This is a genomic window from Nostoc sp. CALU 546, from assembly GCF_048836525.1.
This window is the reverse complement of sequence record NZ_JAWJTF010000065.1, coordinates 37,005-56,030: the sequence shown is the minus strand read 5'-3', so window position 1 is coordinate 56,030 and position 19,026 is coordinate 37,005. Positions and strand designations below refer to the sequence as shown.

The 19,026-nt window shown below is 41.5% G+C and carries 11 protein-coding genes and 1 pseudogene; 4 read left to right on the top strand and 8 right to left on the bottom strand.

The annotated features are described in order from the left end of the window. The first annotated feature begins 252 nt into the window (after positions 1-252). A complete protein-coding gene (locus RRG12_RS26945) occupies positions 253-6,480 on the top strand; it encodes an AAA family ATPase (protein WP_420761269.1) in 6,228 nt (2,075 codons plus the stop codon). 242 nt (positions 6,481-6,722) lie between these two features. On the opposite strand, the gene xseB is transcribed toward RRG12_RS26945, so the two are convergent. The 3 genes and pseudogenes from xseB to RRG12_RS26930 form a co-directional block, all read right to left on the bottom strand. Next, positions 6,723-6,950, bottom strand: a complete 228-nt coding sequence (gene xseB, locus RRG12_RS26940; RefSeq protein ID WP_069069388.1) for an exodeoxyribonuclease VII small subunit — start codon at positions 6,948-6,950, stop codon at positions 6,723-6,725. Continuing rightward, the gene (gene xseA, locus RRG12_RS26935; RefSeq protein ID WP_069069389.1) at positions 6,943-8,211 is read right to left on the bottom strand and encodes an exodeoxyribonuclease VII large subunit; all 1,269 of its coding nucleotides are present in this window, start codon (positions 8,209-8,211) and stop codon (positions 6,943-6,945) included. Before xseA ends, xseB begins: the two co-directional genes overlap by 8 nt. 60 nt (positions 8,212-8,271) lie before the next feature. Next, positions 8,272-8,355: pseudogene (locus tag RRG12_RS26930) on the bottom strand (type II toxin-antitoxin system RelE/ParE family toxin); the annotation flags it as partial. A 511-nt stretch (positions 8,356-8,866) separates the two neighbouring features. Here RRG12_RS26930 and recA point away from each other — a divergent pair. Next, positions 8,867-9,946, top strand: a complete 1,080-nt coding sequence (gene recA, locus RRG12_RS26925) for a recombinase RecA (RefSeq protein ID WP_069069393.1) — start codon at positions 8,867-8,869, stop codon at positions 9,944-9,946. Between the two features lie 153 nt (positions 9,947-10,099). On the opposite strand, the gene RRG12_RS26920 is transcribed toward recA, so the two are convergent. After that, positions 10,100-11,572: a glycosyltransferase gene (locus RRG12_RS26920; protein WP_420759872.1), complete on the bottom strand. Its 1,473-nt coding sequence runs from the start codon at positions 11,570-11,572 to the stop codon at positions 10,100-10,102. A 573-nt stretch (positions 11,573-12,145) separates the two neighbouring features. Continuing rightward, positions 12,146-12,847: a response regulator transcription factor gene (locus RRG12_RS26915; protein WP_420759873.1), complete on the bottom strand. Its 702-nt coding sequence runs from the start codon at positions 12,845-12,847 to the stop codon at positions 12,146-12,148. Between the two features lie 612 nt (positions 12,848-13,459). Here RRG12_RS26915 and RRG12_RS26910 point away from each other — a divergent pair. After that, a complete protein-coding gene (locus RRG12_RS26910; RefSeq protein WP_420759874.1) occupies positions 13,460-14,860 on the top strand; it encodes an ATP-binding protein in 1,401 nt (466 codons plus the stop codon). Positions 14,861-15,190: 330 nt separating this feature from the next. Continuing rightward, positions 15,191-15,832 (top strand): transaldolase family protein, encoded by a 642-nt coding sequence (locus RRG12_RS26905; RefSeq protein WP_420759875.1) that lies wholly within the window; start codon positions 15,191-15,193, stop codon positions 15,830-15,832. Positions 15,833-15,883: 51 nt separating this feature from the next. Here the strand turns inward: RRG12_RS26905 and RRG12_RS26900 are convergent, their stop codons facing one another. The 3 genes from RRG12_RS26900 to RRG12_RS26890 all read right to left on the bottom strand — a co-directional run bounded on the left by RRG12_RS26900 (position 15,884) and on the right by RRG12_RS26890 (position 18,941). Further along, positions 15,884-16,438, bottom strand: a complete 555-nt coding sequence (locus RRG12_RS26900; protein WP_069069398.1) for a pyridoxamine 5'-phosphate oxidase family protein — start codon at positions 16,436-16,438, stop codon at positions 15,884-15,886. Between the two features lie 133 nt (positions 16,439-16,571). Continuing rightward, on the bottom strand, positions 16,572-17,096 hold the full coding sequence (locus RRG12_RS26895; RefSeq protein WP_069069399.1) for a DUF937 domain-containing protein: 525 nt from the start codon (positions 17,094-17,096) through the stop codon (positions 16,572-16,574). A 144-nt stretch (positions 17,097-17,240) separates the two neighbouring features. Then, positions 17,241-18,941: an ATP-binding protein gene (locus RRG12_RS26890; protein WP_420759876.1), complete on the bottom strand. Its 1,701-nt coding sequence runs from the start codon at positions 18,939-18,941 to the stop codon at positions 17,241-17,243. Between the last annotated feature and the right edge of the window lie 85 nt (positions 18,942-19,026).

Genomic DNA, 19,026 nt, shown 5'->3' with positions numbered 1-19,026 from the left:
ACATTCCTCTTAAATTTCTATAGGACTCATATTTGATTTCTGAAAAAACTCAGTACAACTAAGAAGCCTTCTTTCCTATTGCCTGTCTACGCAAATTCGTTCAGAAATCAAAGCGGATTCCTATAGTTTGATTTATTCCCACCAACTTACTTACAAGCAATACATCCAGAAAGTAAAGAATTGCCAAGGTTTGTTACACAAAATATTCTATGGGGAATTCTAAACTGACTAAAAAAATTCCCCGAAAAAGTTATGAGCGCAAAAGTGGATATAACTGTGACACTGGCAGGCTACCAAATTAGAGAGCAACTATACTCAGGTTCACGCACACTCGTGTATCGAGCTGTCAGAGAAGCAGATAACCAAGCAGTTGTGATCAAGCTTTTAAAACGGGAATACCCCACCTTTAGCGAACTCGTACAGTTTCGCAACCAATATGCCTTAGCCAAAAACCTAGATATTCCTGGGATTATTAAGCCCTATAGCCTAGAACCTTATAATAATGGCTATGCTTTGGTGATGGAAGATTTTGGTGGCATATCACTGCGACAATTTACAAAAGAACAGCCGCAACACTTAGACCAATTCCTAATTATAGCCCTACAACTAACAGAGATTCTCCACCAGTTACATCAACAACGGGTGATTCATAAAGACATTAAACCCGCTAATATCCTGATTCATCCAGATACCTTGGTGTTAAAGCTGATAGACTTCAGCATTTCCTCCTTGTTACCGAGAGAAACCACTGAAATCCAAAATCCCAATGTCCTGGAAGGGACTCTGGCTTATCTATCACCAGAACAAACAGGACGCATGAATCGGGGGATTGATTACCGCAGTGATTTTTATTCATTGGGAGTAAGTTTCTTTGAGCTACTGACAGGAAAAGTGCCTTTTGATTCTCAAGATCCGATGGAGTTAGTGCATTGTCATATTGCAAAACTTCCTCTGAATGTGTGCGATGTCAACTCTGAGATCCCTTTGGTTCTGGGAGACATTATTCACAAGCTAATGGCGAAAAATGCCGAAGACCGCTACCAAAGTGCGTTGGGACTAAAGCATGATTTGCATCTATGTATAGAACAACTAAACGAAATCAGGAAAATTGAGAATTTCTCGATTGGAAAGCGAGATATAAGCGATCGCTTCGTAATGGCAGAAAAACTCTATGGCAGGGAGCAAGAAGTTAAAATACTACTAGAAGCATTCGAGCGGGTTGCCAATGGAGCATCGGAGTTCATGTTAGTGGCGGGATTCTCCGGCATTGGTAAAACGGCAGTGGTGAATGAAGTACATAAACCCATTGTCCGGCAACGAGGCTACTTTATCAAAGGCAAGTATGACCAGTTCAACCGCAATATTCCCCTCAGTGCCTTTGTCCAAGCCTTTCGTGACTTAATGGGGCAGTTGTTAGGCGAAAATGACACCCAATTAAAGCAATGGAAGAAGAAGATTCTGACAGCTTTGGGAGAAAATGCTCAAGTAATTATTGAGGTGATTCCTGAGTTAGAGGAGATTATCGGGCAACAATCTCCAGTGGTGGAACTCTCAGGAAGTGCTTCCCAGAACCGTTTTAATCTGTTGTTCCAAAAATTTATTCAAGTATTTACTACAGTTACACATCCCTTGGTGATGTTTTTGGATGATTTGCAGTGGGCAGATTCAGCATCATTAAACTTGATTCAGGTGTTAATGGGACAAAGAGAAAGCGGTTTCATGTTATTGATTGGTGCATATCGTGATAATGAAGTTTCACCTGCTCATCCGTTGACATTGACGTTAGAAGAAATTAATAAAGCTGGCACTACAGTCAATACAATCACACTAGCTCCCTTGAGTCAAGAAAGTTTAAATTTGCTAGTTACAGATACATTGCAATGTCCAGCAGCGATCGCGCAACCTTTAACCCAGCTAGTCTATCAAAAAACTCAAGGAAACCCCTTTTTCAGCACACAGTTTCTCAAGGCATTACATGAAGAGGGAGCGATTGAGTTTGATCCTCAAGCTGGTCATTGGCAGTGTGATATTAGTGATGTGCAATTGCTCTCTCTGAGAGATGACGTGGTAGAGTTCATGGCAATGCAGTTGCAGAAGTTGCCAATTGCCACTCAAAATGCCCTGAAACTAGCCGCGTGCATTGGTAACTCTTTTGAATTAGCAACACTGGCAATTGTCTATGAAAAGTCTCAAGCTGAAACTGCTACTGACTTATGGAAAGCCCTTCAGGAAGGATTAGTAATTCCCAGCAATGATATTTACAAGTTTTATCAATCAAAATCAGAGTTGTTGATTGAGGAGAATGAACAGATAGAAGCAGATAATAAAGTGATTGTTTTCTACAAGTTTCTGCACGATCGCGTCCAACAAGCTGCTTATTCACTCATTCCCGATAACCAAAAACAACTGATGCACTTAAAAATTGGGCAATTGCTTTTAAGTGTAATGAACGAAACGGAAAAAGAGGAAAAAATCTTCGAGATTGTTAATCAATTAAATAAAGGAGCCGATTTAATTGTCTTAGAATCTGAACGGGAAACATTAGCGAAGCTAAATCTAGTTGCTGCCCAAAAAGCAAAATCTGCAACCGCTTACGTTGCGGCAATTGAATACACCACTAAAGGCATACAACTTCTCACAGCAAATTGTTGGCAGCAATCCTATGAATTAACATTAGCTCTGCATGATTTAGCCGCAGAATTAACTTGTCTGAGCGGTTACTTTAGGCAAATGGAGCAGATAGTTGACGAGGTAGTGCAAAATGCTCGTCAATTATTAGATAAAGTGAAAGTCTATGAAGTAAAAATTCTGGCTGATGTAGCCCAGAGTCAGCAACCCAAAGCCATTAAAACCGCACTTTCTGCTTTGGAATTATTTGGAGTGTCGTTTCCAGAGCAGCCGACTAACGCAGAGATTACTGAAAGTTTGCAACAGACTCAAGATGTATTAAAAGAAAAACATTTAGAAGATTTGTTGGAACTGCCGGAGATGAAAGACCTCCGAGGTCTGGCAGTGATCCGAATTTTAGCGACTGTAACAGCAGCAGTCTATCAAGCGGTTCCAGCATTACTGCCGTTAATTGTGTGCAAGCAGGTTAGATTATCGGTTGTTTATGGTAATGCTGCGGTATCAGCACAGGCTTATGCTTGGTATGGAGTAATTTTGTGCGGTATTGGAGAAATAGATTTAGGCGATCGCATTAGCGAACTGGCAATGGGACTACTATCACGCTTCGAGAGTAGAGAATTTAAAGCCAGCACGATTAACATGGTTTATCCCTTCGTAAAGCCCTGGAAACATCATATTCAAAATTCACTCGCTCCTTTGCTCGACGGATACCATAGCGGTCTGGAGATGGGTACTTTAGAATATGCTGCCTACTGTGCCTACAATTATTGTTCGCTGTCCTATTTTCTCGGAAAAGATTTGTCAATCTTAGAACCAGAGATGAAGGTTTACAGTCAGGCATTGGATCAACTTAAACAGGAAGTTGCTCACAATTATTTGAGAGTCTTTTACCAATCAGTTTTAAATTTATTGGGACAGAGTAAGTGTCCTTGGGAAATTAAAGGTGTGGTTTATGACGAAGAAATGATGTTGCCCAAGCATCAGCAGGCTAACGATCTCTATGCAATGGGAACACTGTATATCAATAAACTAATTCTTTGTTACTTGTTCAATGAGTGGGAACAAGCAATGAAAGTGGCAGTTGATGCCAAACAATATTTGCATGGTGTATCCGGCTGTTTCATGATTCCGGTGTTTCACTTTTACGATTCATTGACTCATTTGGCGGTGTTACCCAACGCCCAAGGTAAGGAATCACTGCCCCAGGAAGTTGTTAGCAACCAGAAGAAGCTCAAAGAATGGGCAAACCACGCCCCTACAAACCATTTACACAAATTTTATTTGGTGGAAGCAGAGCAGTATCGGGTGTTGGGACAGATGTATGAAGCTATGGATTACTACGATCGCGCGATCGCATCCGCTAAAGCAAATGCATATATTCAAGAAGAAGCTCTCAGCAATGAACTAGCAGGGAAATTTTACCTCAACTGGGGCAAAGAAAAACTTGCCCAAGCATATATGCAAGAAGCGTACTACTGCTATGCCCGTTGGGGAGCTAAAGCCAAAATCACCGACTTGGAACAGCGCTATCCTCAGCTTTTGACCGCAATTGTGCAACACCCGCAACCATTACTTAGTCCATCTAACACAATTTTTGCCCCATCTTTTAATTCTACTCAAACCTCTAGCTCAAGCAATATTACAGAATTGCTCGACCTGACAACCGTTCTCAAAGCCTCTCAAACTCTTTCTAGTGAAATTGAATTAGAAAAACTCCTAATGATGCTGCTTCAGATAGTGATTGAAAATGCTGGGGCAGAAAAATGCGTGTTAATGCTGCTGCAAAGCGATCGCTTGGTGATTAAAGGGGCTATCACCGTTAATACTCAACCCATCATTCTGCAAAAAATTCCAGTGGAGGAAAGTCAGGATATTCCTTTGAGAGTGATTTATCACGTCAAACATTCCTTACAACCTTTGGTGTTGGCAGATGCCACTACTCATCCAGTCTTTGCCAGTGATAGTTACATTTTGAGCCAACAGCCAAAAAGTATATTATGTAGTCCAATTCTCTATCGGGGTGAATTCGCGGGTATCCTGTATTTGGAGAATAACTTGACGACAGGAGCATTTACTAGCGATCGCGTCGAACTGCTTAACCTGTTATGTACTCAAGCCGCCATTTCTCTAGAAAATGCCCGACTTTATGAGCAAGCACAACAAACACTGCTAGAACTGCGTGCCAGTGAAGCCCGCTTCCAAAAGGTGGCTGACAATATTCCAGGGATGGTATTCCAATTCTGTTTGGCTACCGATGGTTCTTTCTGGACACCCTACGTCAGTTCAGGTTGCTATGACTTGTATGAGGTTGATCCAAAGGCAGTCATGGCAGGGGTACATAACATTCACCTCATGGCGCATCCAGACGATTTCTCAACCCTGGGACAGTTAGTTGCTGATTCTGCCCGAATGTTAACGCCTTTTAGTCACGAGTGGCGAATTGTGACTCCTTCAGGCAAAACCAAATGGATTCAGTGTGTTTCTCGACCAGAACAGCAAGCTGATGGCTTGATTGTGTGGGATGGGGTGGTGATTGATATTAGCAATGTCTACGACGAGCTTCGTTTACGCAAACTGGCAGAGCAGCAACTACAAGAGAAAGAGGAGTTTCTGAGCAGCATCTACAACGGAGCCGAAATGAGCATTTTTGTTGTGGATGTGTCGGAAGATCGTCGCTTCTATTACGCTGGATGGAATGCTCTTTCGGAACGAGCGTGTGGAATTCGTAGTGCTGATGCCGTAGGCAAAACGCCCGCTGAAGTGCTTGAGGTAGCACAGGCTGAAATTATGCAACAACAGCTTACTGAGTGCGCTAGAACGGAAATGCCCGTTTATCATGAGCAGTGCCTAACCTTTAATGGGCAAGAAACTTGGTGGATGATCAATTTCAACCCACTCAAAAATAATGAGGGACGGATTTACCGGATTATTGGCACAAGCTTAGACATTAGCGATCGCAAACGTGCCGAAGCCCAATTAAACCAGCGCACAGTAGAATTAGAGCAAACTCTGCAAGAACTCCAGCACACCCAAACCCAGATGATCCAAGCTGAGAAAATGTCAGGATTGGGACAACTGGTGGCAGGTGTTGCCCATGAAATCAACAACCCAGTCAACTTTATCTTCGGCAATCTTAGCCATGCCAATGAATACACCAAAAATATTCTCAGACTCCTGAAACTTTATCAGAAACATTACCCAAACGCCCATTCTGAGATTCAAGAAGAAGCCGAAACGATGGACTTGGAGTTTTTAGTAGAAGACTTACCCAAACTTATTTATTCCATGCGAATTGGAGCAGAACGCATTCAAAAAATTGTTGTCTCTCTACGCACTTTCTCCCGCATGGATGAAGCCGAGATGAAAGAAGTCGATATTCATGACGGCATTGATAGTACAGTGATGATTCTGCAACATCGACTGAAAGCTAAACCTGATTCTCAAGGCATTGAGATTGTCAAAGCTTATGGGGAGTTACCGCTAGTCGAGTGCTATGCCGGACAACTCAATCAAGTGTTTATGAATCTTTTGAGCAATGCCATTGATGCCCTAGAAGAAGCGAACAATCAACACCAACTCTTAACTCCTACCATTACGATTTGCACTACCCTGGTAGAAAGAAAACAAGTTGCCATTAAAATCACAGATAACGGCCCTGGAATTCCTGCTGATCTCAAGCAAAAATTATTTGATCCATTCTTTACGACAAAACCTGTCGGTAAAGGCACAGGAATGGGACTTTCCATTAGTTATCAGATTGTGGCTGAAAAACACAAAGGCAAATTACAGTGCGTTTCCGAACTGGGGCAGGGAGCCACATTCATCATCATAATTCCAATTTGCCAATCTTAAGCCCCCACGAAATTTTCAAGTTGGTGGTGCAACAATTCCTGCGCCGGTCTGAATCCCCGACTGATAGCGTACTCTGTAAGAGTTGCAAGCTACGCTTTTAGCGTCTCGTAGAGAAGCGTTAGCGAGTCTTGTCTACGACACGCTACGCGAACGATAGCGGAGCGGTAGCAAGTCTGCGAGCGTCGCGTCTTTATTCTGACTCCTGAATTCTGACTCCTGAATTCTGACTTCTGAATTCTTCTTCAATCATCACTCAAAGTTTCAATCAACAAATCTACCTGCTGCTGTCGTTGCTGCAAAAAACTTTCACACTGGCGCAAATATTCAACAGCACTTGCAAATTGCTCAAATACCGCTTCCAACTCCAACTCACCCGCCTCGATGCGAGTAATAATTCCCTCTATTTCAGCAACCTTCGCCTCATAATTCCAACCTTCCTCAGAACTAGAAGCACTCTTACGTTTAACCATTAACCTCTCTGCGTCCTCTGCGCCTTTGCAGTTCGTTCACTTCTATAACCTTCACTTTAACCCCACCCTGCCCTAACTGGATTACTAATTCTTGCCCCACAGCCAACTCTGCCGCATCACGAGCGATCGCCCCATCTTCCCTTCTCACCACCGCATAACCACGCTGCAACACCGCTTTCGGGTCAAGACTAGCCAACTTTTGCCGCAATAATTCTAGATGTTGCGTTGCTTGCTGCGATCGCCCCGTCGTAATTTGCACTAAATGCTGACGCTTCCAAGCTAACTTTTCCACTTCCTGCTGCACTTGCCGATCTAAGCGCAAACGTCGCAAACGGTTTCGGAATCCTTGCAGTTTATTCTCAGCATTTTCCCTAAAGTCATGCACCGCTTCATGTAAAGCTACAACTCGCCCCCGATGCTCGGTATACAACTCTGAAAGTGCTGGCACAATCATTTCTGCCGCCGCAGTGGGTGTATGCACACAAGCATCTGCAACTAAATCTGCTAAAGATTCATCTCGTTGATGGCCGATACCAGTAATTACAGGAATGGAACAACTAGCCAGCGATCGCACCACTCGTTCATCATTAAAACAAGCCAACTCTTCCACTGCGCCGCCACCCCGCGATAAAATTAGCACTTCGGCGCGTCCATCTCTTTCCACCCGCTCAATTGCTTTCACGATAGATTCCGGTGCTTGCTCACCTTGTACTGTGGCGGGAGAAAATAAAACGTGTAAACCTGGATACCTTTGCTTGAGAGTTTTTTGAATATCACCCCAAGCAGCAGCCGTTGGTGAAGTGACGACAGCGATCGTTTGGGGGTGGATGGGGAGCGATCGCTTTCTTTGCGCGTCGAATAATCCCTCAGCCAGCAAACGATTTTTTAGTTGTTGATAGCGTAGCGCCTGTAAACCAACGCCAGCAGGTAGAGTTTGCCAAACTGATAACTGATACTCTCCCCGTTGCGGATACACGCGAATACTACCCAAAATGATTATCTGCTCACCAGGAACAGGCATTTGGGCGAGTTTTGGCAATTGGCTATTCCATACCACACACTTAATTCCGGCGGTGCGATCGGTATCTTGCAGTGTAAAAAATAACCCACTCCGATGGTGGTTAGCGCTGGAAACTTCGCCAGTTACCCAAACTTGACGCAATTGTTCATCTTGCTCTAACAGCAAGCGGATATAGTCAGTTAATCCAGATACCGAAAGCGCTGTATCGAGAATCAGAGAGTCGGGAAGGTCGAAAGTCATCAAAGATGCCTGAAAGCATTTGTGCTGGAGAGATTCTAGCATTTTAATGAAAACCAAAGCTTAACCCAGTAAACGCTTCAATCTTTTGTAGACATCATCATCATTGCGCCTACCGACTAAAATCACTTCTATTAAATTGCGATCGGGAACTCACCGTGTTTGTTACGGGCATCTGTGAGAGTGTAGGTCTGCATATAGGACTCATATTTGATTTCTGAAAAAACTCAGTACAACTAAGAAGCCTTCTTGACTGTTGCCTGTAGCAAGATTGCCTATTGCCTGTCTACGCAAATTCGTTTAGAAATCAAAGCGGATTCCTATAGCACTTTTGACTATTTTGGACATTTTGACTATATTTTAGTAAACAAATCTTCTCATTTCAATTCTGGCTTAAGAGTATTTGCTGCTCGTTTATGTAAATAGTTGAAAACCCTTGCTTACCCAGCCAAAAAAAGCTATCTCTGAATGCAAGTTGGTATCATTGTGCAAGACTACCCTAATCTGGTAGCGATCGAGTTACGATCTTGTCATACTCTTTTTTTGATTTGAGAAATCCTATTCCAGAATTTTCTGGTTAAAATAGTATATCTGTTCTACTCAAATTCCCAGAGCAACACTCCTTAAAACCATATATTTAGAGGCATTAGACGTAAGAATGGCTATCAACACCGATACTTCCGGCAAGCAAAAAGCACTGACTATGGTGCTCAACCAAATTGAGCGCAGCTTTGGTAAAGGAGCAATCATGCGCCTGGGCGATGCTACCCGGATGCGGGTGGAAACGATTTCCAGTGGAGCGCTTACTTTAGATTTAGCATTGGGTGGTGGTTTACCCAAGGGGCGAGTAATTGAAATTTATGGGCCGGAAAGTTCCGGTAAAACCACAGTAGCGCTACATGCACTCGCCGAAGTGCAAAGAAATGGCGGTATTGCTGCCTTTGTTGATGCAGAACACGCCCTTGATCCTACTTATGCTGCGGCATTGGGTGTAGATATTGACAATTTGCTGATTTCCCAACCTGACACTGGCGAATCAGCTTTGGAAATTGTTGATCAGCTTGTGCGCTCTGCTGCGGTTGATATTGTAGTCATTGACTCAGTAGCAGCACTGGTTCCTCGTGCTGAAATTGAAGGCGATATGGGTGACGCCCACGTTGGTCTGCAAGCACGGTTAATGAGCCAAGCTCTACGTAAGATTACTGGCAACATTGGTAAATCTGGCTGTACAGTAATTTTCATCAACCAGTTGCGGCAAAAAATCGGTGTTACTTACGGTAGCCCAGAAACTACTACTGGCGGTAACGCATTGAAATTTTATGCCTCGGTGCGCTTGGATATTCGTCGGATTCAAACCTTGAAAAAAGGTACAGATGAATATGGTAATCGGGTTAAAGTCAAAGTCGCCAAAAATAAAGTAGCGCCGCCTTTCAGAATAGCGGAATTTGACATTATTTTTGGTAAAGGTATTTCTACCTTGGGTTGTGTTGTTGACCTAGCAGAAGAAACTGGCATTATTATCCGCAAAGGAGCTTGGTATAGTTACAACGGCGATAATATCTCCCAAGGACGAGACAACGCCATTAAGTATCTAGAAGAAAAGCCGGAATTTGCTGAAGAAATTAAGAAACTGGTGCGGGAAAAGTTAGATAAAGGCGCTGTTGTTTCTGCTAACTCCGTAGCTAAAGCCAGTGAAGAAGATGAAGAGGATGAAGTTGATTTAGAGCCAGAAGAATAAGGAATGTGGATTTATTAATCTGCAACCGCTAATAGAAGGTGCGTTATGAAGAGAGCTAACGCACCTTATTTTTTCCAAAAATCAAGATTTGGGCATTAGATTCTTCCTCCCCTGCTTGCGAAAGCGATGGGATATTTTTTTAGTTTGAAGTCCCTAAGTGCTTGCCCACTGGAAAATGCCATTAGAAAAAGAGTCAATTAATTTTTCTAAAGCTTTAATTTCATTTGATTTCAAAGCTTTCGACTTTAACAAATTTTGTATTTGCTTTTCCAAATCTGGAGTTAGCTTTTTAGTTTGAATAATTTCTTGAATAAATGTATCCAGTGTTAAAGATTGATAAAGCTCGTGAACTTGAGCGGCAACTCCCTGAGTGCTAAAGCGGGACTGAACCCAATTTTGTGCAGCATTGCCATAGCTCTGTTTTAGGGTCGGATTTTTTAGCAGACTATGAATAGCGATCGCCAATGCCTTAGAATCACAGGGAGGAACTAAAAGTCCGGTTTCACCATGCACCACCGTATGCTGCAATCCTCCCACATTACTAGCAATTACAGGTGTTCCGGCTGCCATTGCTTCAATCGCAACTAAACCAAAAGGTTCGTAGTAACTCGGTACAACGCAGATATCCCCAGTGGCATAGTAAGTAGGTAAGAGCGCTTGAGAAATTCGTCCCGTAAAAACTGTAACTGCTTTCAATCCCAGTTCGTTCACCAAAGTTTGAATGCGTTGCTGTTCTTGGAAGTCTTCTCCATCTTCGCGGCTACCACCAACTAGATAGAGTTGAAATGAATCAGGCAAAGTGGCGCAGGCTTTTACTAGGGTTTCAACTCCCTTGCGGGGGTCAAAGCGTCCTACATACAAGATAATCTGAGAATCTGGAGCAATTCCCAACTGTTGGCGAGCAACTTCTCGATTTACAGAACCAAAGTGTTCAGTATTGATTCCGCACGGAATAACTTTAATACGTCCATGTTGCGAAATTAACTGACGTAAGTCTTCTACTTCTTGAGGGCTAGTGGATATGACATAATCTGCTTGTTCTAAAGTAGCCTTCTCCACACAATCACGAATTGCAGCAATCTGCGGCGGATTCTCCACATTGCGGTATTTAACTGCCCCTATAGAGTGATAGGTATGAACTTGAGGTAATCCCAATCGAGATTTAAGTTCCAATCCTACCCAACCAGAAAGCCAATAATTAGTGTGAATCAATGCATAGCTATGGCCTGTTCGGTTTTGAAAATTCAGCCAAGCTTCTACAAATTCCGGTAGATATTCAAATAAATTATTTCTAGAAATGAATTCTGCTGGCCCAGCATTTAGACGAATAGTGCGACATCCTGGTGCTAATTCCACAATTTCTTCTTGATTGAGGTGTTCGCGTCGGGTAAACATATCAACCTGACAGCCGCGTTTTGCTAATGCTAACCCCAATTCTCGCACGTAGACATTTTGACCACCTGCCCCTTCTTTGCCAATTTCAGCTGTAGGGTCGCCATGAACTGAAATTAGCGCATATATGGGTTGAGAATTTGGGGGTTGAGAATTTTGGGGTTGAGAATTTGGCGCTTCTGGAGCAGAATTTTCTAGAGATTTAACTAAATTTAAAGAGGCAAGAGTATTCATAATTAAAATTTCCTTGTAAAGGACACAAAATTTCACAAATGAGATACTTGTAGTAAAGATTCTAATTTTAAAAGTTACCTATCATCCAAATAAACGTGTAAAAACCTTCTAGGAAATATAAACTTCCCAACGTAGTTTTGTTCTGATATATTACGCTTGAAAAGTTGAAAGATCGGTTAGTAATGGGGGAAAATCGGTGATTAGAAAAGTAATGTTATCTAAATAAATCTCTATATTAGGACTAATATTTTATTTTTTAAATCCACTTAGAGTATGTTAGCGATAGGAGAATGCAGCATCCTAAAGTTGTGGTGTGTTAGCCCCGGATTTCTCACTCATAGTGTGGAAGGTGTGTGAGGTTTGTTGCTTTTTTCTATCTCCCCACAATCCTTGGATTTCTCACTTGTGATAAATCCAGGTTAGCAGAGGTCAAAATTAAAATTCTCCAAGTCAATAATTAAATCGATTTGGAGAACTGGTAGTGTAATGAGGTTAATTTCAGTAATTTAATTGCAGTTTAACAATCAATTGTGGAGATAATGGGCAAATATAAGGTAGAAATCGGTTAGTTTTCTAAAGCTGCTTTAAGCGATAGCCCAATCCATGAACTGTCTCAATAAAATCATCGGCAGCACCTACGTCTTTAAGTTTATACCGTAAACTCTTAATGTGAGACTTAACAGTTTCTTCGCTGGGTGGATCATCCAGTGACCAAATACGCTCAATAATTCCGGCTCGACTTAGCACCCGCCGACCGCTCGAAACCATTAATTCTAAAAGAGCAAATTCTTTGGGTGTTAGGTGTAAGGACTGGCCAGCATAGGTGACTTCATAAGTGCTAGGATTTAAACGCAGATTACCCCAACCAAAGTCTAGGAAAGATGTGGTGGCATTATTACGGCGCAACAGTGCGCGAACACGAGCCATTAACTCTGACATTTCAAAAGGTTTGACCATATAATCATCTGCCCCAGCATCCAACCCGGTAATTTTGTCACCAAGGGTATCGCGTGCTGTTAACATGAGTACAGGTATTGTGCGATTGCGCGACATGCTCCGCTCCCCAATAGGCGATCGCAAGCGTTGACAAAAACTCACACCATCTAACTTGGGTAAGGTAATATCTAGCACCACTAAATCATATTCCAAGACTTTGATGCAATCCCACGCTTGTTCTCCATCTTGAGCCACATCTACCACATATTGACGATCAATTAGGGCTTCCATCAGCATTTCTGCTAGCTGTACATCATCTTCAACTACCAAAATCCGCATTGTTAGAATATTTGTGAATTAAAAACTAGGATGAATCCCAATATCTAACCTTAATACTTTAATACTTTCAATTTGATTTAGGACGAGGAAATATTTGAAGAAGAATTCAGAAGCCGGAATTCAGGAGCGGAGCCGGAGACGTTTCCGTTAGCTCCGGTCAGAATCCCCCACAAGAGTGATTCTGACCCGCCACTCATTGTAGACTACCAAATTTTCAATTTGGTGGGGGTCTTAAACCCATTTATTCATCCTGAATTCTGGCTCCTGACTCCTGAATTCTGTTTGATAAAATTAAAATTCTCCAAACAAATAATTAAATTTATTTGGAGACATTTTAGTGCAAGGAGATTGATTTTATATAAAATTTTAACAACTAGTTGTGGAGATAAAAGGCAAAAATCGGGTAGAAATCGGTTAGTAATAAAAGTAATTCTGAACTAGTACAGCACGGCGGAAATAAACCACCCATTCCCAATCAACAAAACCCTTACGCTGTCTTGATTTTTAATTTTTAATTCCGCCTTGCGGTACTAGGCTTCTGTTGGAAAATATTTACTTTGATATAAGCTCTTGGCTAAGATGTGGACTCTGAACGATTAATTGATTGTTTCTATGAAATGGTCGCTGGAAAGAAAATGGATTGCCTCTGGTTTTGGCTTGTGTTTATTATTAATGGGTACAGCTAGTCTTATTTCTTACCAAAATGCTACTCAGTTAATTGCAAGTAGCAATCAAGTGAAGGATACGCATGAGGTAATGAAAAATATTATCGACATTTTTGCTACACTAACCGATGCAGAAGCAGGACGTAGGGGTTATATCCTATATGGAGAGCAATCAGAACTAAAACGTTACTATCAGGCAATGCAAAGCCTAGATACTAAAGTCCAAAAGTTGCAGCAACAAATTGCTGATGACTCCTCTCAACAGCAGCAACTAACGAAGCTAAAATTCTTCATTACTCAAAGAGTTGAGTTATCTAAACAGTCAATTAATCTCAAAGAAACAGGTAAATCAAGCTTTGCTATTCAAGCACCTCTAATTATTCAAGGCAATCAAAACCGGAATCAAATCCGTGAAATACTTACCCAAATGCAAGCTAGGGAGGAACAGTTATTGCAAATTTCGGTCAGAGATTCTCAAGATAATATCCGCAACCGGATGTTGATTGAATTCCTCGGTACTTTCTTGAGTTTTGCTATTTTACTAGGGGTTTATGCCTTGCTTTATCAACAATTAGTTAAGCGCCAGCAAGCAGAAACTATTCAAAAAACTCTAGCTCAAGAAAAAGAACTTAGTGAATTGAAATTGCGCTTTTTTTCAATGGTATCCCATGAATTTCGTACACCATTGAGTATTATCTTAGGGTCTGCTCAACTATTGGCTCAAAGTAATCAGCAGTGGACAGAAGAGAAGAAACTTAAAAATCTGTATCGCATTCAATCTTCAGCTAGGTCAATGAACCAGTTACTAACCGATATTTTAACTTTGACTAGGGCAGAAGCTGGTAAATTGGAATTTAATCCAGAACTGATGGATTTGGAAGCATTTTGCATTAATTTAATAGAAGACCTCCAATTTTGTAATCAACAACAGCATACTATTAAATTTATCAGTCAAGGTAACTGTACTCATGCCAAATTAGATGAAAATATACTGTATTCGATTTTGACTAATTTACTCTCAAATGCAATGAAATATTCACCTCCAGAGGGAAATATTTTTTTAATTCTTAGTTGTGAACCACACACAATAATTTTCCAAGTCAAAGATAATGGGATAGGAATTCCTTCAGAATTTCATCAGCATTTGTTTGAGCCTTTTCATCGTGCTAATAATGTAGGCAAGATTGTTGGTAGTGGACTAGGATTGGCTGTGGTGAAAAAATGTTTAGAAATACATCATGGAGAAATTTATGTAGATACTGAGATAGGAGGTGGAACAAGTTTCACGATAAAATTTCCCCAACAGGGAACAGTAATAGTCAAGAATAAATTAAGCAGCCATAATTAATGAAAATATCTTGCTCATGAACTAGTTTCGGATGGCAGTCCTGAATCAATATAGGAATCCGGTTTGATTTTTGAACTTACTTGCGTTGGCGAAAAATAGGCTTTTTGAGTTGTACGTTGTTTTTTAAAAAATCAGTACAACTAAGAAGCCTTCTTGACTGTTGCCTATTGCCTATTGCCTATTGCCTGCCTACGCAAATTATTTCAGAAATCAAAGCGGATTCCTATAGTATGCTACGGGCTAGGAAATAAGACAGAATATTTTGATAGGTAAGAAAGTTTAAGTTGCACATCTGGTAAATTAATTTTAACAATCGATTCAGGAAAAATTATGGCACTATATCTGGATTCAGCGATCGCATCGGAAGCTGAAGTTGTTAAACTTTGGGGATGGGTGAAAGGTATTACCACAAATCCCACGCTGTTGTCTCAAAGCGATACTCCACCAGAAACCACGCTGAAAAAATTGGTTCGCTTGACGAATGGCCCGTTATACTATCAACTTATGGCATCTGATAAAGCTGGGATGCTAGCTGAAGGTAAAAAAGCTTTCGAGATTATTGGTTCACAAACAATTTTGAAGATTCCCGCAACACCGTTAGGTTTTGAAGTGGTGGCGAGTCTATCACCAGAAATTACCTGTTCAGTGACAGCGATTTACAGTGCAGCACAGGCAGCAGTAGCACGGGAAGCAGGAGCTAAAATTGCCATAGCTTATGTAAATCGAGCTACTCGGTTATTGGGTGATGGTATTGCTTTGGTGCGGGATATGGCTAGCGTACTCAAAGGCAGTGATACGGAAATCTTGGCAGCTAGTATCAAATCTCCTGAAGAAGCAGCAGCGTCATTGCAAGCCGGGGCGCATCATTTGACTTTACCACTGGCAATGTTGCAAGCGATCGCAACTCATGAATTTTCACAAAAAACTGTTGAAGAATTCGCTAAAGGAGGCATCGGTTTAAGTAATTCGTAAGTTGGGCATGATAATGTTCACTCTAAAATCTGAATAATCCATTAGGCAAATTTAGGTTAATTTACTCAGTGGTGTTGCTAAACCGTCAATGCTGACGAGATTTTTCTGCTGTTGATATTCTCTAACTCCGTCTTCGCCTTTTTTATTAGCCCAGTTTACTAGAGTCTGGCGCTGACCTCGATATTCATAGAGTGGTACACCAAAACCACAGGATATTTGTATTTTTTCAATATCAGCAACGATAATTTGACGAGTTCCAGGTATCGGCAAAAACTGAGAGTAAAGAGAGTTCCAGTCTGGAGAATTCGGTAGAATCGTGCTTCCTTGACCGTAAAGACGCAGGATACAGGGAGGTTCCTCAAAGGCGCAAAACATAAAGGTTATCCGCCCATTTTCTTCCAAATGGGCGGATGTTTCGTTAGCATTACCTGTGAGGTCTACGTAACCTACTCGGTTGGGAGAGAAAATGCGAAAGCAATCCAGACCTTTAGGAGACAGGTTAATATGGCCCGTAGGACTCAAAGGTGCAGAGCCAACAAAGAAAAGGTGTTGGGCAGCAATAAAGGCTTGCATTTCCTCAGTAATACAGTCAAAAACTTTAGACATAGACTGTCTGATTTATATTTGCAAATTTCCTATCTTCTCAGCCTATGTCTTAGCTCAGAATCTAGCAAGGCCTAATTGCCGATGTCTGATGACAAGGGGCTTATTGGAGGGGAGTGGGGAGTAGAGAAAAGTGTTACCGTCTGATGTATCGACTAGCCATTTGGATGGCATCAGCAATATCGACATCACCATCACCGTCAGCATCTAAGAAGGAATTCAGTACAGAATTTCCGCCAGCTTGGGGATTTTGAGCATTAGCACCTGATTGCAAAAAATTCAGTACCAAAGGTACGGCTAAAGGTAGCAATTGTTGAACTATCCCCGCATCTAACCCAGTGCGTTGGGCAGCAATCTGAGCTACCTGTTGTTGTATCTGAGGAGAAAATAGCGAGTTGACGGCTTGGGGGTTAGGAGAAGTCCCAGCATATTGATTCACTATACTTTGTGCGGCTTCATTCCCATCTGTGGCTTGCTTTTGTTGTAAAGCAGAACGCACTTGACCACCCACAATTGACAAAACTGATTGGATGGTAGATGGGTCTGCACCTGTACGATCGCTCAACTGCTGTACAGTGTTAACAATACTTCCCAACTGACCTAAACTGCCCTGTTGATTGGGATTAGCGACGGCACCAAGAATTTGATCGAAAAGTCCCATAAGTTTGTTTTTTCCTTTGTTCTCAAAAAGCTATGCCAAAACTAGCTTCGAGTCTTTATGTATAGGCAGACTTGCGTCAGTATTCTAAAACATTAAGACACGCAAGCTTCATAATGAACGAATAAAATTTTGAAAGCTACTAGCTTAAGGATGAGAAATTGGTAAAGCCAACGCAAATTCTGTTCCTTGATTTAGCTCAGATTTGCAAGTAATTTTACCTTGATGTTTTTCTACCACAATCTGATATGCGATCGCTAGCCCCAAACCTGTACCAATACCGCGTGGTTTGGTTGTAAAAAATGTTTCAAATATCTTTTGCTGATTTTCTGGTGAAATACCAGGGCCATTATCGACAATTCGCACGATCGCTAAATCATTCTGCCAACATTCTGTGATAATGGTAACTTCGGGTAAAAATTCGGGATTTTCAGCCAATTTTTCCTCTAATGCATCGATGGCATTGCTGAGAAGATTCATAAATACCTGATAAAGTAAACCTGTATAGCCTGGAATCGGTGGAATCTCTCCATAATTGCGAACAAGGCTAATCCCATTTTTCAGGCGATTGTTCAGAATCAACAGTGTACTATCTAGACAAGCGTGTAGCTCTACTAACTGCACTTCCCCGTCATCTAAACGAGAGAAATCTTTCAAACTCCGCACAATTTCTCGCGTGCGGTCAGCGCCAACTGTCATTGAGTTGAAGAGTTTTGGCAAATCTGCTTCCAAAAATTCCAAATCAATTTCTTCTGCTAATGTTTCCACCGCAGGGGAAGGGTGAGGAACTTCGGCTTTGTATGTTTGCAGTAGCGCTAATAGATCCTCAGTATAGGTTTTCGCGTGTACGAGGTTTCCAGAAATGAAATTTATTGGATTATTAATTTCGTGGGCGACACCAGCCAGCATCCTTCCTAAACTAGACATTTTCTCACTTTGAATGAGTCGGATTTGGGATTCGGCTTGTTGTTCTTCTAAAAGGTGCTTCACCTGTTGAATAAGTTGATTGAGGGAGCTAGTTAACGCTCCGACTTCATCTTGTGTAATTACAGGTGCTTGCAAGTCAAAATTAGCTTCTTGAGTAACTCTTTGGGCAATATTCGTCACCGCGTTAATGGGATAGGCGATGATTTTACTTGTGTAGAAAGCCAGGATGGCTGCGATCGCCACTGACACCAGCATACTAACAATAATAATCTGAGCTTGGATTAGCGCAGCCTTTTCTTGAGCTAAATGAGCCTCCTCTTGCCGTTTTTGAAGCGTTTTGGCAAAGTCGGTTAACTCATTGGCAAATTGATAAAACTTGAGAGCATCCTGACTTTGACTGAATTTCGAGATTAATTGCTGTGCTTTTGTAGCTCCCGATGGCTGTGAACTTAATGGCAAAATTTGCCGAATTAGTAACCTGAATTGTTCAAAATATCCGGCTATCGTGCTGTTATGCTTTTTGAACAGAGTTTGTAAATCTCTTTGCGAAATAGTTTGACTAAATTCCTGCACTTGAGCAAGCAAGGTTTCGGTATCCGCTACATCGCTTTTGAAATCAGCAATTCCCCTTTGCAAAGATTGCGGCTGCTGCAAAAAAGGCAGTATTTCTTGTTGGCGAATCTGTATTTCCAACAGTTCGCCTTGCAAACTACTTAACAAGCTTCCTTCTTCATCAACCACGATCATTTGTTGTTTAGCTTGCTGGAAATAGCGATCGCCTATTACCAACCCCGCTGTTGTTCCCAAAACTGCAATTCCCAAAGCCAAACCGTAGCCATAAAAAATTTTTTGCCGAATACTAAGCTGGTGAAATCCTTGTTTTACCCAGTTTAAGTATCTTAATTTAGGTGTCGCAATCATGGTACAACTCGCTGTTGAATTTTTTTAGTAGGTGTTTTTTCATCAAAAACAAGAAATCCAGCCGCAAGTGAGTAAGAACACATTT